This window comes from Allobosea sp. P4_C6 (assembly GCF_056402015.1).
In genome coordinates this window covers 74,651-93,594 of the sequence record NZ_JBFUIF010000007.1, presented here as the reverse complement: position 1 = coordinate 93,594, position 18,944 = coordinate 74,651, and the positions used below count along the sequence as shown (strand labels likewise).

Annotated in this window: 19 protein-coding genes and 1 pseudogene; 11 read left to right on the top strand and 9 right to left on the bottom strand. The window is 67.4% G+C overall.

Annotated features, from left to right (window positions below; translation table 11 throughout):
* Positions 1–76: 76 nt before the first annotated feature.
* Positions 77–1,381, bottom strand: coding sequence for a class I SAM-dependent methyltransferase (locus AC1DVA_RS07160; protein WP_476805493.1), 1,305 nt, complete (start codon positions 1,379–1,381; stop codon positions 77–79).
* A gap of 86 nt (positions 1,382–1,467) precedes the next feature.
* Complete coding sequence (locus AC1DVA_RS07155) at positions 1,468–1,689, bottom strand: DUF1674 domain-containing protein (protein ID WP_476805492.1); 222 nt, start codon at positions 1,687–1,689, stop codon at positions 1,468–1,470.
* 122 nt (positions 1,690–1,811) lie between these two features.
* Here AC1DVA_RS07155 and htpX point away from each other — a divergent pair, with 122 nt between their 5' ends.
* The 6 genes from htpX to AC1DVA_RS07125 all read left to right on the top strand — a co-directional run bounded on the left by htpX (position 1,812) and on the right by AC1DVA_RS07125 (position 8,587).
* A complete protein-coding gene (htpX, locus tag AC1DVA_RS07150; protein ID WP_476805491.1) occupies positions 1,812–2,765 on the top strand; it encodes a zinc metalloprotease HtpX in 954 nt (317 codons plus the stop codon).
* A 2-nt stretch (positions 2,766–2,767) separates the two neighbouring features.
* Positions 2,768–4,132 carry an RsmB/NOP family class I SAM-dependent RNA methyltransferase gene (locus AC1DVA_RS07145; protein ID WP_476805490.1) on the top strand — a complete coding sequence of 455 codons (1,365 nt, stop codon included), beginning with the start codon at positions 2,768–2,770 and terminating at the stop codon, positions 4,130–4,132.
* A gap of 93 nt (positions 4,133–4,225) precedes the next feature.
* Positions 4,226–5,971, top strand: coding sequence for a heparinase II/III family protein (locus AC1DVA_RS07140; protein WP_476805489.1), 1,746 nt, complete (start codon positions 4,226–4,228; stop codon positions 5,969–5,971).
* A gap of 104 nt (positions 5,972–6,075) precedes the next feature.
* Entirely contained in the window at positions 6,076–7,668 is a 1,593-nt protein-coding gene (purH, locus tag AC1DVA_RS07135) for a bifunctional phosphoribosylaminoimidazolecarboxamide formyltransferase/IMP cyclohydrolase (protein WP_476805488.1), read from the top strand.
* A 155-nt stretch (positions 7,669–7,823) separates the two neighbouring features.
* Complete coding sequence (locus AC1DVA_RS07130; RefSeq protein ID WP_265050756.1) at positions 7,824–8,102, top strand: hypothetical protein; 279 nt, start codon at positions 7,824–7,826, stop codon at positions 8,100–8,102.
* Positions 8,099–8,587 (top strand): YbaK/EbsC family protein, encoded by a 489-nt coding sequence (locus tag AC1DVA_RS07125; protein WP_265050757.1) that lies wholly within the window; start codon positions 8,099–8,101, stop codon positions 8,585–8,587. Before AC1DVA_RS07130 ends, AC1DVA_RS07125 begins: the two co-directional genes overlap by 4 nt.
* 3 nt (positions 8,588–8,590) lie before the next feature.
* Here the strand turns inward: AC1DVA_RS07125 and AC1DVA_RS07120 are convergent, their stop codons facing one another.
* The 6 genes from AC1DVA_RS07120 to AC1DVA_RS07095 form a co-directional block, all read right to left on the bottom strand.
* Positions 8,591–9,394, bottom strand: a complete 804-nt coding sequence (locus AC1DVA_RS07120; RefSeq protein ID WP_265050758.1) for a DUF72 domain-containing protein — start codon at positions 9,392–9,394, stop codon at positions 8,591–8,593.
* Between the two features lie 159 nt (positions 9,395–9,553).
* Entirely contained in the window at positions 9,554–9,889 is a 336-nt protein-coding gene (locus AC1DVA_RS07115) for a hypothetical protein (RefSeq protein ID WP_265050759.1), read from the bottom strand.
* Positions 9,889–10,785: a DUF6772 family protein gene (locus tag AC1DVA_RS07110; RefSeq protein ID WP_476805487.1), complete on the bottom strand. Its 897-nt coding sequence runs from the start codon at positions 10,783–10,785 to the stop codon at positions 9,889–9,891. The genes AC1DVA_RS07115 and AC1DVA_RS07110 overlap by 1 nt, the downstream gene beginning before the upstream one ends.
* A 6-nt stretch (positions 10,786–10,791) precedes the next feature.
* On the bottom strand, positions 10,792–11,634 hold the full coding sequence (locus AC1DVA_RS07105; RefSeq protein ID WP_265050760.1) for a carbohydrate ABC transporter permease: 843 nt from the start codon (positions 11,632–11,634) through the stop codon (positions 10,792–10,794).
* A complete protein-coding gene (locus AC1DVA_RS07100; RefSeq protein WP_265050761.1) occupies positions 11,627–12,499 on the bottom strand; it encodes a carbohydrate ABC transporter permease in 873 nt (290 codons plus the stop codon). The genes AC1DVA_RS07105 and AC1DVA_RS07100 overlap by 8 nt, the downstream gene beginning before the upstream one ends.
* A 190-nt stretch (positions 12,500–12,689) precedes the next feature.
* Complete coding sequence (locus AC1DVA_RS07095) at positions 12,690–13,814, bottom strand: mandelate racemase/muconate lactonizing enzyme family protein (RefSeq protein ID WP_476805486.1); 1,125 nt, start codon at positions 13,812–13,814, stop codon at positions 12,690–12,692.
* A gap of 98 nt (positions 13,815–13,912) precedes the next feature.
* On the opposite strand from AC1DVA_RS07095, the gene AC1DVA_RS07090 reads away from it, so the two are divergent.
* The 5 genes and pseudogenes from AC1DVA_RS07090 to AC1DVA_RS07070 all read left to right on the top strand — a co-directional run bounded on the left by AC1DVA_RS07090 (position 13,913) and on the right by AC1DVA_RS07070 (position 18,067).
* Complete coding sequence (locus AC1DVA_RS07090) at positions 13,913–14,704, top strand: FadR/GntR family transcriptional regulator (RefSeq protein WP_476805485.1); 792 nt, start codon at positions 13,913–13,915, stop codon at positions 14,702–14,704.
* A complete protein-coding gene (locus AC1DVA_RS07085; protein WP_476805484.1) occupies positions 14,676–15,974 on the top strand; it encodes an ABC transporter substrate-binding protein in 1,299 nt (432 codons plus the stop codon). Before AC1DVA_RS07090 ends, AC1DVA_RS07085 begins: the two co-directional genes overlap by 29 nt.
* A 56-nt stretch (positions 15,975–16,030) precedes the next feature.
* Entirely contained in the window at positions 16,031–17,320 is a 1,290-nt protein-coding gene (locus AC1DVA_RS07080) for an ABC transporter substrate-binding protein (RefSeq protein ID WP_476805483.1), read from the top strand.
* A pseudogene (locus AC1DVA_RS07075) lies at positions 17,320–17,583 on the top strand (SDR family NAD(P)-dependent oxidoreductase); the annotation flags it as partial. The gene AC1DVA_RS07080 and the pseudogene AC1DVA_RS07075, both read left to right, overlap by 1 nt.
* 118 nt (positions 17,584–17,701) lie before the next feature.
* On the top strand, positions 17,702–18,067 hold the full coding sequence (locus AC1DVA_RS07070; protein ID WP_476805482.1) for an SDR family NAD(P)-dependent oxidoreductase: 366 nt from the start codon (positions 17,702–17,704) through the stop codon (positions 18,065–18,067).
* 32 nt (positions 18,068–18,099) lie between these two features.
* Here the strand turns inward: AC1DVA_RS07070 and AC1DVA_RS07065 are convergent, their stop codons facing one another.
* Positions 18,100–18,939, bottom strand: coding sequence for a Bug family tripartite tricarboxylate transporter substrate binding protein (locus tag AC1DVA_RS07065; RefSeq protein ID WP_476805481.1), 840 nt, complete (start codon positions 18,937–18,939; stop codon positions 18,100–18,102).
* Positions 18,940–18,944 lie beyond the last annotated feature (5 nt).

The window sequence follows — 18,944 nt, the reverse complement described above, 5'->3', positions numbered from 1 at the left end:
TTTCATCGGCACATCGTGGCTGAACGATTGGCTGGCCGGCGCAGAGCCGGCCGTGAACCGTTCATCGCAATCGATTTCAATCGCGATAGAGGTCCGCCCGCGTCAGCGGCAGGCCGGACGGACCCTTTCGCCGCTTCGAGGCCAGCGTCTGGTTGACCATCGCTCCGCCACGCTCGAAGGCGAGCGAGCAGCCGGCGAGATAGAGCAGCCACATCCGCGTCCGCTCCGGCCCGATCTCGGCCTCGGCTTTCGCCTTGTTGGCGTCGAGCCGCTCCCACCACAGCCGCGTCGTGCGCTGGTAGTGCTCGCGCCAGCCCTCGACGTCGTGGATCTCGAAGCCGTGGCGCTCGAGATTGGCGATCGACATGCCGAGATGGTCGAGCTCGCCGCCCGGAAAGATGTAGCGCACCAGCGCGCGATATTCCGCCGGCATCTTGTTGAACGCCTTCTCGGTCTTCTTGGCGCGGCGCGAGATGGTGTGGTGCAGATAGAGCCCGCGCGGCCGCAGCAGCCGGTTCACCGCCCGGAAATAGGACGGGTGGTTGCGGATGCCGACATGCTCGAACATGCCGATCGAGGAGATCTTGTCGAATTCACCCTCCATCTGGGTGAAGTCCTTGAGGTGGAGTGTGACCTTGCCGGCGAGCCCGAGCTTCTCGACCTTCTCGCGCGCCAGGGCGAGCTGCTCCTCCGCCAGCGTCACGCCATGGGCCTCGACGCCGTAATGGCGCGCGGCATGGCAGACCAGCGCGCCCCAGCCGCAGCCGATGTCGAGGAAGCGATCGCCCGGCTTCAGCCGCAGCTTCCGGCAGATCATGTCGAGCTTGTCGCGCTGGGCGCGTTCGAGATCGCCATGGTCCTCGGTGAAATAGGCGCAGGTGTAGACCATCTCCTCGTCGAGGAAGAGCCGGTAGAAATCGTTCGAGACGTCGTAGTGATAGGCGATGTTGGCCTTGTTGGTGGCCGGCGCGCCGTCGCGCGCGATCTCGTCGCCCCTGCGATGGTCGACGGCCTCGGCAGCCTTGCCCGGCGCGAAGATGAAGCGCCTGATGACATCGAAGACCGCGCCCTTCGGGATGTCGCGCGCCAGCCGGCCGAGCTTGCCGTCGGGCCGCGCCGCCGCGAGATCGAAGACCGAGCCGTTCCGGATCGAGATGCGGTCGGTGATATGCAGATTGAGCAGCGTGTCGAGCTTGGGCTTGCGGACCAGCGCGGCCAGGACGCCGGCATCGGCGATCGCGATGGCGAGGCCGTCCGATGGCCAGGACGCCGGCACCGAACTCCCGTCCCAGAGCCGGAAGCCGAGCTTCAAACCGAGCTTGGCATGCGCCTCGTTCAGAAGGCGGCGCAGGGCCGCGAGGCGCTTGTCGTTGCTATCCATGACCCGAGAATCCGCTGCTTTCCGCTGCTGTTTGAACGCAAGCTCGCAGCTTGGCAATATTCGGCGGGTCCGGGCGCGTCGGCACCTCAGAAGTCGCTGGCGATACCCTTCACTTCCCAGTCGTCGTAGCGCACCGGTTCGAGCCCGCCGCGTCCGTTGACCTCGCGCTGCTTCGCGACCTCGGCCGCATGCGCATCGATCGCCGCCCGCCGGGCCGCCGCCTCGGCCAGCGCGCGCTGCGCTGCCGGCGACAGGCTTTTCGGCTCGGGGCCCGCCAATGGCACATCGTCGTCGACTTGGTCAGGCATTTCGGCTCGTTTCCTTGCAGGCTTTCTCTTGCAGGATCGGGATCGCCCCCACCACATAGGGCACGAACCCGGCATTCGCGAGGGGGTTGCGCCCGAGCGAAGCCGACGACGAAGGGGAACCGATGAACTACGTTCGCACCGGCATGTTGATGGCAGGCCTCACCGCGCTGTTCGGCGCGGTCGGCTATCTGATCGGCGGCGGCGGCGGCATGCTGATGGCGCTCGGCTTCGCCGCCGTGACCAATCTCTTCAGCTACTGGAATTCCGACCGGCTGGCGCTCTCCGCCCATAATGCCCAGGAGGTCGACGAGCGCAGCGCGCCCGAACTCTACCGCATGGTGCGCGACCTCGCGGCGCGCGCCGACATGCCGATGCCGCGCGTTTACCTGATCCAGGAAGACCAGCCCAACGCCTTCGCCACCGGCCGCAACCCGCAGAACGCGGCGGTGGCGGCGACGACCGGCATCCTGCGCACGCTGACCTATGAGGAACTGGCGGGCGTGATGGCGCATGAGCTGGCGCACATCAAGAATCACGACACGCTGACGATGACGATCACCGCGACCTTCGCAGGCGCGATCTCATCGCTCGTCACCTTCGGCATGTTCTTCGGCTCGCGCGACAACCGCCCGAACTTCATCGTCCAGATCCTGCTCTCGATTCTCGCGCCGATGGCGGCGGCACTGATCCAGATGGCGATATCGCGCTCGCGCGAATACGAGGCCGATCGGCTCGGCGGCGAGATTGCCGGCAATCCGGTCTGGCTCGCCGATGCGCTCGCCAAGATCGCCGGTGCCGTCCAGCACATTCCCAACGAGACAGCCGAGGCCAAGCCTGCTACGGCGCACATGTTCATCATCAATCCCCTGACCGGCGGCGGCATGGATAATCTGTTCTCGACCCATCCCGACACCGGCAACCGCATCGCCGCGCTGATGGAGCAGGCCAGCGCCATGGGCATCGGCCGCAGCACGGGCGGCACGAGTTTCTCCGCCCAGGCCGGCAGCAGCCCCTGGGGTCAAGCCGGCGGCGGCCCTTGGGATAATACGCCCCGCCAGCCCGGACCTTGGGGTTGAAAATGGCCGAGCGCCCCTCCCCCAGCCGCCCCGCGCCGGAACCCGTGGAATCGGGACGCAGCGATGCGCCCGGACTGCCGGCGCGCCGTTTCGCCGCCATCATCATCGACGAAGTCCTGCGCGCCCGCGTCGCCCTCGACGAGACCTTCGAGCGGCTGCTGCCGGATTCGGGCCTGGACGCCGCCGATGCCGGGCTAGCGCGCGCCATCGCCGTCACCGCCTTCCGACGGCTCGGGACGATCCAGCACGCCGTCGATCAGCGCCTCGAACGCGGCAGCCCGCGCAAATCCGGCCCGTTCGAGCCGATCCTGACGGCCGCGGCCGCGCAGATTCTCTTCCTCGACGTGCCCGATCATGCCGCCGTCGATCTCGCGATCCGAAATCTGCATGAGGACCTGCGCTCGGCCCGCTACGTCGCTCTCGGCAATGCCCTGCTGCGCCGCATCGTGCGCGAGCGCGACGCGATCCTGGCCGAGGCGCAGGCCGACCCCTTCCTCGACACGCCCGACTGGCTGGCCGAGAGCTGGAGCGAGACCTATGGCGAGGCGGCGGCTGCGGCGATCGCAGCGAGCCATCGCGAGGAACCCCCGCTCGACCTTTCCGTCAAGGCCGACCCTGCCCGCTGGGCGGAAGCGCTGGAGGGTATCGCGCTGCCGAACGGTTCGGTACGCCTGCGCGAGCGGCACGCCATCGCCGGGTTGCCCGGCTTCGACGAAGGCGCCTGGTGGGTGCAGGACGCCGCAGCCGCGCTGCCGGCGATGCTGCTGGCGCCGGCCCCCGGCGAGCGGATCGTCGATCTCTGCGCCGCCCCCGGCGGCAAGACCGCCCAGATCGCGGCGGCGGGAGCGAATGTGACTGCGCTCGATCGCTCGGGCCCGCGCCTGCGCCGCCTCAAGGCCAACCTCGCGCGTCTCGGCCTGACGGCCGAGGTCGTGACCGCCGATGCGACGAGCTGGAAAGCCGAACCTTTCGACGCCGTCCTGCTCGATGCACCCTGCAGCGCCACCGGCACGATCCGGCGCCATCCCGATGTTGCCTGGACGAAGCTCCCGGACGATCGCGACCGGCTCGCAGGCTTGCAGGCGCGCCTGCTCGATGCCGCCGCCGGCCTGACCAAGCCCGGCGGGCGCCTCGTCTACTGCACCTGTTCGCTGGAAGCGCAGGAAGGCGAAGCGCAGATCGAAGCCTTTCTCGCGCGTCATCCCCAGTTTCGGCGCAAGCCCGTCGAAGCGGCGGAAATCGGCGGTTTGTCGGAAGCAATCGACGCGAACGGCGATATTCGGACCCTGCCGCACCAGCTCCGCGGCGAAACCCCGCGCCTTTCGGGATGGGCGGGATTTTACGCAAGCCGCCTGATCAGGCTATGACGGAACAGGGATTCGCGCAGTGGGACGGCGCGATTCCTCTGGCAGTATCCGCGCGGCACGGCGTCGCGCACGGGGACGGAGCATACGGGAGATTTGAGCGGCTGGTCTGAGCGACGGGGATTGGCCCAGGCCGCGATCGGACGGGCGGCGCGGCGGACCCGTGGCCAGTTCGTCGGCGCAACGCGTAGGCTCTGGCCCTTCGGGCGCAACACCGCGACCCGCCTGCTGTTCGCCCCCCACGACCTGCGCACCGCCGATCCGACGACGGCCGGCGATTTCTACGCCGGTTACTACACCTTCGCCGGCCGCACGCTGCGCAGCCATGGCGAATCCCCCTTCGATGTCGAGCCCCCGAGCGAGGCCTGGGCGGAGGCCCTGCACGGCTTCGGCTGGCTGCGCCACATGCGGGCCGCCGATACCGCGATCGCACGCGCCAATGCCCGCAGCCTGGTCGAGGATTTCATGGCCAAGCGCCGCGACCGGGACGATATCGGCCGCCGCCCGGCCGTGGCGGCCCGCCGGCTGATCGCTTTTCTCTCGCATTCCCCGCTGCTGCTCGAAGGCGCCGATCATGTCTTCTACGAGCGCTTCCTGCGCCATGTCGCGCGGCTGGCGGACCGGCTGAGCCTCGCTCTCGCCGGCGCGGTGGAAGGCGCGGATCGCCTGAACGGCCTGATCGCCGTCACGCTCGCGGCGATCTGCCTCGATGGGCAGGATGCACGCCGGCGCCGCGCCGAGACGATGCTCTCCGACGAGCTGGACGAGCAGATCCTGCCCGATGGCGGGCATCTCTCCCGCAATCCCCGCCTCCTGATCGAGCTCCTGCTCGACCTGCTGCCGCTGCGCGAGACCTTCGCCGCGCGCGGGCTGGAGCCGCCGCGCGGCGTGCTGACCGCGATCGAGCGGATGATGCCGCATCTGCGCCTGTTCCGGCATGGCGACGGTTCGCTCGCCCTGTTCAACGGCATGGGCACCACCGCCCCCGATCTGATGGCCACGCTCGCGGCTTACGACGATGCGCGCGGCCGGCCGACCGAGCATGCCGCCTATTCCGGCTACAGCCGCCTCGCCGCCGAGCGCAGCATCGTCGTCGCCGATGCCGGCGCTCCGCCGCGCGGCGCCTATTCGGTCGAGGCGCATGCCGGCTGCCTCGCCTTCGAATTCTCCAGCGGCCCGCAGCGCATCATCGTCAACTGCGGCGCCAGCCGCTTCGGCCCGCCCGAGCTGAAGCTTGCGGCGCGCAGCACCGCGGCCCATTCGGCCCTCGTCCTCGACGATCGCTCGAGCGCGAATTTCGGGATGGTGCTCGGCGAGATGCGGATCGTCTCCGGCCCGCGCGATGTCCGGGTCGCGCGCCAGGATGGCGCTGACGGCCCGGAATGGGTGGCGAGCCATGACGGCTATCGCCGCAGCCTCGGGGCCGTCCATACGCGCCGGCTCCTGCTCGCCCGCGACGGCGCCACGCTCTCGGGCGAAGAGGAGGTCACGTTGACCGGTGCGCGTGCCGCGCTGCAGGCCGCCGTCCGCTTCCATCTTCACCCCAATGTTCGCGCCAGCCTGGTGCGCGAAGGCAGCGGCGCGCTGCTGGCGCTCGCTTCCGGCGAAGTCTGGAGCTTCGAGGCCGGCGGGCTGCCGATCGCGATCGAGGAAAGCCTTTTTCTCGCCGCCTCCGACGGGCGCCGCCGCACCGAACAGCTCGTGGTGGCCTTCGATGCCGTGACGACGCCGCGCATCGCCTGGCGCCTGAGCCGGATCAGCACCGCCAATCCGCGCGCCGGAAAGACCGTTGCCGCCGCCATCGCCGAGCGCGAGGCCACGGAATCCGCTCCCGACGCGTGACGTTCTGCGGCGGCGCGCTTTGCCTTTCGCGGCGCAGCATGATAGCCCGCGCGCGGCTGCTCCAAGAACCGCCTGCCCTTGCAATCCAAGCCGGACCTGACCCGATGCCGAATGAACTTCGCCGCGTCGAACGCGCTCTCCTTTCCGTCTCCGACAAGACGGGGTTGATCGACTTCGCCCGCGCCCTCCACAAGCTCGGCATCGCGCTGGTCTCGACCGGCGGCACGGCCAAGGCCATCGCCGAGGCCGGCCTGCCGGTCAGCGACGTCTCCGATCTCACCGGCTTCCCCGAGATGATGGACGGCCGGGTCAAGACGCTGCATCCGAAGGTGCATGGCGGCCTGCTGGCGATTCGCTCGCACCCGGAGCATCAGGCCTCGATGCTCGGCCACGGCATCCAGCCGATCGACCTGCTGGTCGTGAACCTCTACCCGTTCGAGGCGACGGTCGCCGCGGCCAAGCCCTATGACGACTGCATCGAGAACATCGACATCGGCGGCCCGGCGATGATCCGCGCCGCCGCGAAGAACCATCATGACGTCGCCGTCGTGGTCGAGCCCGCGGATTATCCCTCGGTGCTGGCCGATCTCGAGGCCCAGAAGGGCGCGACCACACTGACGCTGCGCCGCAAGCTGGCCCAGAAGGCCTATGCCCGCACCGCCGCCTACGACGCGGCGATCTCGAACTGGTTCGCGAACGAACTCGGTGACACCGCGCCGGACTTCCGCGCGCTTGGCGGCGCGCTCGCCGAGACGATGCGCTATGGCGAGAACCCGCATCAATGGGCCGCCTTCTATCGCACCCCGGAGAACCGCCCGGGCGTTTCGACCGCTCGCCAGGTCCAGGGCAAGCAGCTCTCCTACAATAACATCAACGATACCGACGCCGCCTTCGAATGCGTCGCCGAGTTCGATCCCAACGCTTCGGCCGCCTGCGTCATCGTCAAGCACGCCAATCCTTGCGGCGTCGCGGCCGGCGGCTCGCTGCTGGAAGCCTATGAGCGCGCGCTCGCCTGCGATCCGGTCTCGGCCTTCGGCGGTATCGTCGCGCTGAACCGAAAGCTGGATGCCGCCGCCGCGAAGAAGATCGTCGAGGTCTTCACCGAGGTCATCATCGCGCCGGATGCCGACGAGGAAGCGATCGCGATGATCGCCGCCAAGAAGAACCTGCGCCTGCTGCTGACCGGCGGCCTGCCGGATGTCCGCGCGCCCGGCCTCGCGCTGCGCACCGTCTCCGGCGGCTTCCTCGCCCAGTCGCGCGACAACGCCGTCGTCGATGACATGGAGCTCCGGGTCGTGACCAAGCGCCGGCCGAGCGAGCGCGAGCTCGCCGATCTGCGCTTCGCCTTCCGCGTCGCCAAGCACGTCAAGTCGAACGCCATCGTCTATGCCAGGGATCTCGCCACGGTCGGCATCGGCGCCGGCCAGATGAGCCGCGTCGATTCCTCGCGCATCGCCGCCTGGAAAGCCGCCGAGGCAGCGAAGGCCGCAGGCAGCGCGGAAAGCCTCGCCAAGGGCTCGGTCGTCGCCTCCGACGCCTTCTTCCCCTTCGCCGACGGCCTGCTCGCGGCGGCGGAAGCCGGTGCCACCGCGGTGATCCAGCCCGGCGGCTCGATGCGCGACGACGAAGTCATCAAGGCCGCCGACGAAGCCGGCCTCGCCATGGTCTTCACCGGGCACCGGCATTTCCGCCATTGACGGAAACGCAGGCCGCGGGACACCCTCGTCGGCCGGCTGCGCATCGCAGTCCGGCCGGCGGTTTCAGGGTCGATCCGGCTCTGTGCGCAACCGCGTTCCTGATGCTGGTGGCCGCCTGAAGAGCGGCCTCGCTGCGAGCTGACGAGGCCCGGGACATGCACACCGCCAAGGTCATCGGCATCGGTTTCGCCTTGCTTGGCATCCTGCTCGTCGCGGCACCGCGTCTTTCCATCTCGGCCGGGCGGCCGATCCCCTTCGCCGTCAGGCTCTTCCTGCCGCTCTGGTTCGCCGGCGCGCTGATCAACCTCTGGATCGGCGTCAGCCGCGCGGGCTATACCGTGATGGAGGAAGCGCCGATCTTCCTCGTCGTCTTCGGCGTGCCGGCGATCGCCAGCCTGCTGATCCTGTGGCTGACCTCCCGAATTGTCCGATGAGCCTCGATTCCGTCCGCGCCTTCTTCGCCCAGCACGCTCCCGACATCGCCGTCATCGTCACGCAGGAGAGCAGCGCGACCGTGCCGCTGGCCGCCGCCGCCCATGGCGTCGAGCCCGGGCAGATCGCCAAGACGCTCTCGCTGCGCATCGGCGAGGACGTCGTTCTCGTCGTTACCCGTGGCAATGCCCGACTCGACAACAAGAAGGCGAAAGCCGCCCTCGGCGGCAAGCCGCGCATGCTCGGCCCCGATGAAGTCGAGGCGCTGACCGGCCATCCGGTCGGCGGCGTCTGCCCCTTCGGGCTCGCCACGCCGCTCAAGATCTATTGCGACATCTCGCTGCGCGCTTTCGACATCGTCGTGCCGGCGGCCGGCTCGACGCATAGCGCGCTGCGCATCGCGCCGCAGCGCATGGCAGAGCTGACGCAGGCCGAATGGGTGGATGTCTGCCAGGAGGCCGTGCTGGAGGCAGCGGCGGCGGAGTAGGGCTCAGCCCTCCGTCCGCGCAATCAGCTCCATCGCGGCAGCGGGATTGCGCACCTTGTCGCCGCTGATGACATAGAGGAAGACGTCGCGCTTCTGCTTTGGCGCCGCGGCTCCCACTGCTTCGAGCCCATCCGGCACGCCGCCCTCCGCCCAGACATGCGCAGCCTTGGCCCAGCGGTCGAGACCGGACTCGGAATAGCCCTTCGGCTCGGCTTCCTTCGTCCCCATGATCCGCGCATAGACGAAGGGCGCCGTCACATCGGCGATCTGGGTGTAGTCGGCATCGGCCGAGGTGATGGCCGCTACGCCATATTCGCGCAGGAGCGCGACGAAATCCGGCGAGCGGAAGCTGTCATGCCGAACCTCGACCGCGTGGCGCAGGGCGATGCCATCGAGCTTCTTCGGCAGCAGCTTGAGGAAGGCCTCGAAATCCTCGGGATCGAATTTCTTCGTCGGCATGAACTGCCAGTTGATCGGACCGAGCTTCTGTTTGAGCTCGGTCAGCCCGCTGGTCAGGAATTTCTCGACCGACGGCCCGGCTTCGGCCAGCACGCGCCGGTTCGTGCAGAAGCGCGAGCCTTTGAGCGCGAAGACGAAATTTTCCGGCGTCTCCTCGCGCCATCGGGCGAAGCTCTCCGGCTTCTGCGACCCGTAATAGGTGCCGTTGATCTCGATCGAGGTCAGCTTGCCCGCCGCATATTCGAGCTCGCGCTTCTGCGGCAGGCCATCGGGATAGAAAGCGCCACGCCACGGCTCGAACACCCAGCCGCCGATGCCGATATGGATTTGACCTGCCTCACGCGCCATGGCTTGCTCCTTCGCTGGGCCGTCATCCTGACGCGGGGGCTGGTTTTGCACCACCCGTTTCCAGCGATCGCCTTCGTCTAATCCCGCCGGGCGCGCAGGCCTGTCAGGAGGACGTGACCTGCCCGGCAAATGGACGCTTCGGCAAGGAGCTGCCGGCGTTCAGGCTTTCAGATGGAATGTCACGAGCACGGTGATCTCGGAGCCATCCTGCAGCGTCGCGGCCACTCGCAGGAAATTGCCGAAATGGGCGAGGCGCTGAAATGTGACGGCGTCCTTGGCCGCAGGCAGCGCGAACTCGGAACCCTCCGCGCACCAATGCATGCCGTCGGCGGAGATCTCGATGCGCGCCTTGGGCAGTTCGCCTTTCGGCTCCTTGAGTGCGCGCACGAAGACGATCGCCTCCTTCGCCCAGCCGGCCTCATAGGGCTCGCTCGCGCTCTGCCCGGTCCAGGTTTCGTTGCGGGCGACGACCGCGGTCAGGTTCTCGGGCAGCATCAGAAATCCCCCGATAGGCAGACGGAGTCGAGATAGGCGAAGGCGCGCTTGTCGGTGTCGGTCTCGGCGAAGAAGCCGAGGTTCAGCATGCACCACAGGTTCTTCATCGCGGGGATGCGGATGCAGTCATAGCTGCTCATGTCGAAGACGCGGTCGTTTACCTGGAAGCGCGTCGCCTGCATCGAAGCCAGATCGAAATCGAAGCGCAGATAGTGCCAGTTCACCTTGGTTGGGATCTCGTTGTAGCAGAGCCGCTGCTCGCCGCCCGGGAGATCCTCCCAGTCATCCGGCGCGAGATGGTAATGGGTGATCGTCTTGCCGGCGGTGCCGATCGGCTTGATCGGCGTCGTCTTCCGTTTGAACTGCCAGCGCTGGATATGCTGGCCGTCCTGCGCATTGAGGAAGCGCAGATGCGGCATCACACGGTCGCCGGGCCCTGAGCTGTCGCCGATCTGGAGATCGTAGAGGAAGCCGAAGGAGCGGATATCGGTCTCCGAGAGCTGCAGATCGGTCGCTTCGGGCTTGAAGGTGAAATAGGTCTCGAGTCGGATCGGCCCGGCCTTGCGGAAGGTCAGCCGCTTGATCGCGACATTCTGCGCGCCCTTCTTCGGCCGCGTCGCGATCTTCAGCGCATAGGAGCCGTCGACGCCGCCATGCGAGCCGAAATCCCAGTTCGGCAGGGTCGAGAGCATGGCGTGGCTGTGCTGGGCATAGCCCGGCAGCATCGCATCCAGCGTGTCCTCGTAATTGCCGACGAGCTGCGTCCAGCCGCACATGCCGCGGTCGAAATCGTCGAGGCAGATGATGCGCGGCAGCGGGTCGAAGCGGCTGAGCTGTGGGTCCGCCTCGCGGATGGCGCGGCGCATGTCGTCGAGCTGGGAGTTGGGAGCGATCATTGGGCTTTACCCCTTCACTGCGCCGGCGGTGAGACCCGCCACGAGATGCTTCTGCATGAGGATGACGAAGGCGAGCACCGGCACGAGCTGCACGGTGGAGGCCGCGAAGAGCACGCCCCATTCGACGCCTTCGACGGCGCCGATCATCTCGGAGATCACCAGCGGCGCGGTCTTGGCCTTGGTGGTCGTGAAGATGAAGGCGAAGAGGAACTCGTTCCAGGCGTAGACGATGACGAAGACCGAGACCGCCAGCATGCCCTGCGCCGCCATCGGCAGGATGACGCGGGTGATGATCTGCATCTGCGAGGCGCCATCCATCATCGCGGCCTCGTCGAGCTCGCGCGGGATCTGGTCGATGAAGGTGCGCATCACCACCGTGCCCAGCGAGACGAAGAAGGTGGCGTAGAGCACGATCAGCACGAAATGCGTGTCGTTGAGTCCCAGCCAATTCACCACCGGAAAGAGCGGCAGCGTGATCACGATCGGCGGGATCAGGCGGATGAAGATCAGGAAGAAGGCCGAGGCTTGAAGCCCGCGCGAGGCAAAGCGCGAATAGGCGAAGCCGGCAAGCAGGGAGACGCCGACCGCCAGCACGGTCGCCCCCACCGTGACCAGAAAGCTGTTCCAGAGGCCGAAGAAGAAATCGCCCCAGCGGCTCCACAGCGCCTGATAATTCGCCAGCGTCGGTGCGAAGGAAAAGGTGCCGGTGGTCGAGAAGATGTCGCGGTCGGCCTTGAAGGACGACATCGCGATCAGACCGATCGGGATGAGCGACCAGGCAACGACCGCCAGGACACCGACGAGCTTCAGGAGGTGACGCAGAAGCGTGGGCAAGGAGAGCTTACGCACGAGCGAACATCTCCTTGTAGAGCCGGCGGAGATAGAACAGCGCGAGCAGGAGCGAGGCGAGGACGAGTAGCCAGCCGGTGGCGGCCGCCGGCCCGAAGGCGTTGTAGCGGAAGGCCTCGAGGTAGAGGTAGACCGCCATCACCTCGGTGGAGCGCGCCGGCCCGCCGCCCGTCATCAGCCAGACTTCGGAAAACAGGCGGAAGGCGAAGATGTAGCGGAACAGCGCGGCGATAAGCAGCGCCGGCATCAGGAGCGGCAACGTTATCCGGCGGAAGGACGTCCAGGCCGAAGCCCCGTCGATGGCAGCCGCCTCATAGAGATCGGTCGGGATCGAGAGCCGGGCCGCGTAGAGGATGATGAACGAGAAGGGCAGGTGCAGCCAGACCGAGAGCAGGCTGACCATGGCGAGGCCGTGGCTCGGATTCACCGCCCATTCGATCGGCGGCAATCCGATGGAGGCCAGGAGCCGGCTCATCATCCCGACATCGGGCTCGAAGAGATAGCGCCACATCACCACAGCCGAGACCTCGCTCACCGCATAGGGCGCGAGCACGATGGCGAGCAGCAGGGCGCGGGCCGGCACGCCGGAGGCGAAGAACAGCGCCATGCCGAGCCCGATCAGGAGTTCGACATGCACGACCACGGCGACGACGATCACCGTATTGAGCAGCGCCTTCCAGAAATAGGGATCGCTCAGCACCTTTGCGTAGTTGGCGAGGCCGACGAAGCTCGCCTGCTGGCCGAAGGTCGACTGGTTGAGGCTCAGCCAGAACACATAGATCGCCGGCAGGAAGATGATGCCGCCGATCATCAACTGGACCGGAGTGACGAGCGCGATGGCGGAGAGAGGCGTGCGCGTGGTCATAGTCGTCCTCGCAACGTCTCACCAGTTCGCGCCGTCATCCCGGGCAAGCGAAGCGCAGACCCGGGATCCATCGTAGGGAGCAGAGGCCTCCGATGGATCCCGGATCGGCGCCGCTGCGCGGCTTGTCCGGGATGACACGGAGGTTCATGAGCGCAATGGACGAAAGGTAGGGAGAGTCGCATCCCCGGCCTCACGCGATCCTGAAGCGCTTCAGCGCCTCGCGATCGATCTCGATGCCGAGGCCCGGTCCCTGCGGGACGGCGAGCTTGCCGTCGACCAATTGCGAGCCTTCGCCGACGATAGGCTGCGTGAACGCGTCGCGCAGCGGGTTCTCATAGACCATGCATTCGAAGGTGCGGAAGCTCTCGGCCGCCGCTGCCAGTTGCAGGCTCGCAGCCACGCAGATCGCGCCCGACCAGCCGACATGCGGCGCGTAAGCCGTGTTGAAGGTCGCTGCCAGCTCGGCGATGCGCCAGGTCTCGGTGATGCCGCCGGAGCGCGTCACGTCGGGCTGGATCAGTCCGAGCGAGCGATCTTGCAGCATGACCAGCGCTTCGCCCGCAACGAAGTCGCTCTCGCCGGCAGCGAGCCGGATCGGCAGGTGCTGGGCGAGGCGGCGATAGCCGTCGCGATCATGGGGAGCGATCGGTTCCTCGAAGAAGCCGTAGCCGAGATCGGCAAGCGCGCGGCCGACGATCATGGCGTCGTCGACGTCATAAGCCCAGTTCGCGTCGACATAGAGCGCGATGTCGTCGCCGGCGAGCCTGCGGACCAGCTTCGCCCGCGCCACCGCATCCCTGAGCGGATGGCCGAGCTTGACCTTGATCTCGCGGAAGCCGGCCCTGAGCACGGCCGCCACCTCGGCCTCGACCGTCGCATCGTCGAGCCAGTTGATCGAGGAGGCATAGGCGGCGACCTCCGTGCGCCCCATGCCGCCGAGCAGCTTGTGGATCGGCTGCCCAGCCTGCTTTCCGGCGATGTCCCAGAGCGCGATGTCGACCGCCGCGATCGCCTCGACGATCTGGCCGCCGGGGCGCCCCGACAGCGCGGCACGCATCGCTTTCCAGAGCGCCCTGCGATCGGCCGCGTCGCGTCCGAGCAGTCGCGGAACCAACGCCTCCTCGATGAAGCGCGCATAGCCGGCCGCACCGCGGCGGCACAGCCCTTCGCCGAAGCCGACGATGCCGTCCTCGGTCTCGACCTCGACGACGACCAGCTCGATCGCGGGATAGTCGCCCTGCGACGTCCGCTGAACCTTGGGCAGCGTCGCACGCAGCGGATGCACGACGATCTTCGATATGCGGCCGGCCGACATGAGGCGGCGTCCTCCCTGAAGGACATCATCTTATCTGATAGGTTGAACAGTTGCCAAGGAACGCGGCATCTGTCAATGATCACTACCGGAGGAATTTGATGAGCGATATCGCCCGATCGGTGCTGGACGACGAAGACCCCTTCGCGGGCGGCGATGTCGTGCCGATGCGCCTCGGCGATGCGGTGATCCAGCGCATCACCCAGGCGATCCATGACGGACGGCTGAAGCCGGGCGACTTCCTGCCTTCGGAAGCGCGGATCGCCGCTTCCTTCGGCGTCAGCAAGCCGATCGCGCGCGAAGCCATTCGCCAGCTCGCCGCGATGGGCGTCGTCCACATTCAGCAGGGCAAGCCAACCCGCGTGCGAGCGCTCGATGCCGCTCCGCTCGACCGCTTCTACCGCTTCGCCGTGCGTGGCCGCAGCAATGGGCTGACCGAGGCGGTGGAGCTGCGCCGTATCCTCGAGCCGCCGACCGCGGCCCATAGCGCCGAGCGGCGCTCGGCCGAGGACCTCGAGAAGCTCGACCTCATCCTCGCCCGGATGGAAGATGCGCTCGGCAACGTGCCGCGCTGGATCGAGGCCGATCTCGATTTCCACGAAGCCGTCGCCGCCTCGTCCGGCAACCGCCTGCTCGACTTCCAGATCCGGGGCCTGAGGCCGGTGATCCGCGAGGTGATGGAGATCTTCAATTCGCGCGAGGCCCGTGGCCCCGAGGACTGGCAGCGCACCTTTGCGCGCCATGTCCGGGTCGTCGATGCGATCCGGGCTGGCGATGCGGCCGGGGCTTTCGCCGCCATGAACAAGCATTTCGAAGCGGCAGAAGCCGCCATCGCGGAACTCGCGAACCACAGGGAGGATCACCATGAGCCAGAGGACCACGCTCGACCGTAGGCAGTTCGGGGCGGGCATTCTGGGCTTGAGCTTCGCCGGGCTCGGCGCCGGGCAGGCTCGCGCGCAAAGCGGCCCGTTCAACGTCTTCACTCATCGCGTCATGCAGACGGTCGCGACCGGCGCGCAGGGCGGCGACATCACCAAGGACTGGGCGCAGAAGAACGGCGTCACCGTCCAATGGACGACCTTCGACACCGGCCCTCTGCAGGAGCGGCTGTTCCGCGAAGCCAGCCTCGGCGAGACCTCGGTCGATGTCGGCTTCGTCGTCAACACGCAGGTCGTGCCCCGCGCGGCGACGCTGTTCGAGCCGCTCGACGAGTATCTGAAGAAGGACCCGGTCGAGGACATCGCCGACATTTTCCCCGGCCTGATGGAAGGCATGAAGGTCGGCGGCAAGCAGCTCGCCATCCCCTTCCGCCATGCCTCCTCCGGCCTGCACTACAATGAGGAGATCCTGGCCGAGAAGGGCTTCTCCAAGCCCCCGGCGACGATCGAGGAGATGATCGAGATCGCCAAGGCCTGCAGCTATCGCCGCGCCGACGGCACGCAGGTCGTCGGTCTCTGCACGCCGGGCGTCACCTATCCCAACGTGATCGACCTCGCCCGCGCCTGGGACGGCGACTTCATCACGCCCGACTTCAAATGCGTCGCAGACCAGCCGCCGATGCTGAACGCGGTGCGCATCTTGCGTGAACTCTTCCAGGCCAACGCTTTCCCGCGCAATTTCGCGACGCTTTCGCCCGAGGACGTGAATGTCTGGATGCAGCAGGGCCGGGCAGCGATGAGCCTGCAGAGCATGGGTCGCAACCGCATCTACAACGATCCGCAGAAGTCGAAATTCCCCGGCAAGATCAAGACGATCGCGGTTCCCGCTTCGAAGACGCTCGCCGGCAAATACGATGCCGCCCCCGCGAAGGTCGAGTTCTGGGGCATGGTCATCCCGAAGAATGCCAAGCGCAAGGATCTCGCCTGGAGCTTCATCAAGGCGATGACCGCCAAGGATGCGACGCTGAAGGCCGCCCTCAACGGCAACGGGCCGGTGCGCGCCTCGACCTATGCCGACCAGAGCTTCGCCGGAACGGTGCCCTACGCCGCCGAGGAGCTGAAGGTGCTGAAGGTGGCGCGCGTGCCCCTGCCGGCCTTCGACGAGGCGGCACGGGCCGGCGACTTCTTCAAGGAAGAGGCGGAGGCCGCCGTGCTCGGCATGAAGACGCCGGAGGAGGCGATGGCCTCTCTGGTCAAGCGCGTGCAGCCGCTGCTGCCGGCCTGAACGATCGAGAATACGGCGCGGTAACGGCGCCGGAGACACAATCCCGGAGGACATCGATGACGTTTCGGATCTCGCGCCGCCGGTTCGGCGCTCTCGCTGGTGCCGCCGCCACTTCGGCACTTCTGCCGAAAGGCGCCCTCGCCCAGGCAAAGACGCTGACGGCGCTCGGCCATCGCGTCCACCAGACGGCGGCGACGACGGGCCCCGGCGGTGACGCGACCGAGGGCTTCCGCAAAGCCAATGGCGCCGATGTGAACTGGGCGACCTTCGGCGACGTCAACGCCGTGCATGAGCGGCTGCTGCGCGAAGCCTCGTTGTCGGAGACCTCGATCGACGTCGCCTATCTCGTCAATGGCCGCGCTGTGCCCCGCAATCTCCAGCTCTTCGAGCCGCTCGACGCGCTGATGGAGCAGGCGCCGATCGAGGCTTTCGACGATTTCGCGCCCGGTCTCATCGGGCCGCTCAAGGTCGGCGATGCCTTGCACGGCATCCCGGTGCGCCATGCGACGAACGCGCTGATCTACAACGAAGCGTTGCTGGAGGAGCGCGGCGTCACCAAGCTGCCGACGAATTTCGAGGAGCTGACGGAGCTCGCCCGCAAGCTCACCTTCAAGCGCGAGGACGGCACGCAGGTCTACGGCCTCGCCTTCACCGCCGTCTTCGCCTCGAACTTCCTCACCCTCGCCCGCTGCCTCGGCGGCGACTACATGACATCGGACGGCAAGATCGTCGCGGCCGAGCCGCCGATGGTGAAGACGCTCTCTTTGCTCGCCGATTTCTACAAGGCCGGCGTGCTGCCGCGGAACTTCGCCACCGTGAACAACGAGGAAATCACGACCTGGATGCAGCAGGGCCGGGCCGCGATGACGATCAACCCCTTCGCCCGGCTCGTCACCTATAACGACCCGTCCAAGGGCAAGTATGGCGGGCGCTTCAAATCGCTGCTGCCGCCGATGGCGGCCGATCTCGCCGGCAAGGTCGCCTTCGCGCCGACGGTCGAGTTCTGGTCGCTGATGATCCCGAAGAACGCCAAGCAGAAACCGCTGAGCTGGGAGTTCATCCGCGCGCTCTCCTCCAAGGCCGGCACGACCGCGATGGCGTTGAACGGCAACGGCCCCGTGCGCATCTCGACCTATGCCGACGAGAAGCTGAAGGCGGCGATGCCCTATGCCGCCGACGAGGCCGCAGCGCTCAAGGCCTCGCGCATCCATCTCCCGGCGTTCGACGAACAGGCACGCGCTCACGACATCTTCATCGAGGAGACGCAGGCCGCGGTGCTCGGCCGCAAGCCGGCGCAGCAGGCGATGGACGATGCGACCGCCCGTGTGAAGCCGCTGCTCGGCTGATGACGGGCGCACTTTCGGGACGCGTCGCGCTGGTTACCGGCGCGGCGCGCGGGATCGGCCTCGCCATCGCGACGGCCCTGGCCGGCGCGGGCGCGCATATCGTCATCCACGATCGCGACGAAGAGGCCGATGCGGTCCCCCGTCGCCTTGGCAGCGGCGGACAGGCGACACCGCTCATCGCCGATCTCGCCCAGCCGGACGCCATCGGCCGGATGCACGCCGAACTCGATAGGCAGGCGCTCGCGCCCGACATCCTCGTGCTCTGCGCCTCGGTCGAGATCCGCCAGACGCTTGCCGAATTGAGCGACGAGGCTCTGGCAGTGCAGAGCGAGGTCCAATCTGCACGCGACGGCGCGGCTCCTGAAAGCCTTTCTCCCCGCAATGCAAGCCGGCGGTTTTGGCCGCGTCATCGCGATCGGCTCCGTGCAGGAGGCGCGCGCCAACGCCGACTGCCTTTATTACGCCGCCACCAAGGCCGCGCAGACGAACATGATCCTGAACCTCGCCCGGACCACGCGAGCCGGGGACATCACCTTCAACGTCATCCAGCCCGGCGCCATCCGCACCGATCGCAATCGCTCGATCCTGGCTCAGCCCGGCCGCGAGGAGCAGGCTCTCGCACGCATCCCGCTCGGCCGGATCGGCCTCCCCGATGATTGCGCAGGTCTGGCGCTGCTGCTCTGCTCTCCAAAGGGAAGCTATATCAACGGCGCCGAGATCGCGGTGGATGGCGGCATGCGGCTTTGATGGGAGCCGCCGCTTCCTGCGAGCGCAGGGGCTTACTCTGAGACCTTGATATCCAGTTCCCGGATCAGCCGACCGAAGCGCTCGACGTCCGCGTTGACGAGACGCGCCATGTCCGAAGGCGAGCCGGGCGCGGGAACGAGGCCGCTGGCTTCGAGCTTGGCCGCGATTTCGGGAGCGGTGATCGCTTTCGCGGCAGCCGCATTCAGCCGCTCGACGATCGGCGCAGGGGTCCCGGCCGGGGCGACGAGACCGAAGAAATTCGGGATCAGGGGGTCGTCGGCGAGGCCGAGTTCCGCCATCGTCGGCACGTCGTTCATCTGGGGCAGACGGCGGTCGCTACCGACCGCAATCGCCTTCAACTTCCCATCCTGCATCAGGGAGATCGCGGCCGGCGGCGTGGTGATGGTCAAGGCGACTTCGCCCGTCGCGACCGCGGTGACGGCTGGCGGCGCCCCGCGATAGGGCACATGGACCATCTTGACGCCAAGCCGCCGCGCCAGCGCCTCGATGTTGAGGTGGGCCATGCTGCCCTTGCCGAAGCTGGCATAGGCGAGTTCGCGCTGCTTCGCGAGCGCAGCCAGCTCCGCGAAACTGTTCACGCCGAGCCCGGGATTGACGACGAGAACGTAGGGGCCCGTAGCAACGACGCCGATATAGGCGAAATCGCGCTTCCCATCGATCGCCTGCTGCGGCATCAGGATCGGATTGATCCCGAACACCTCCCGCGGCGCCATCAGCAGCGTATAGCCGTCAGGCTGTGCCCGCGCCACGGCTGCCGCTCCCACCATGCCGTTGGCGCCGGGCCGGTTCTCGACGACGATCGACTGGCCGAAATCGAGACGCAGTTTTTTCCGCGACCAACCGCGCCGCAAGGTCG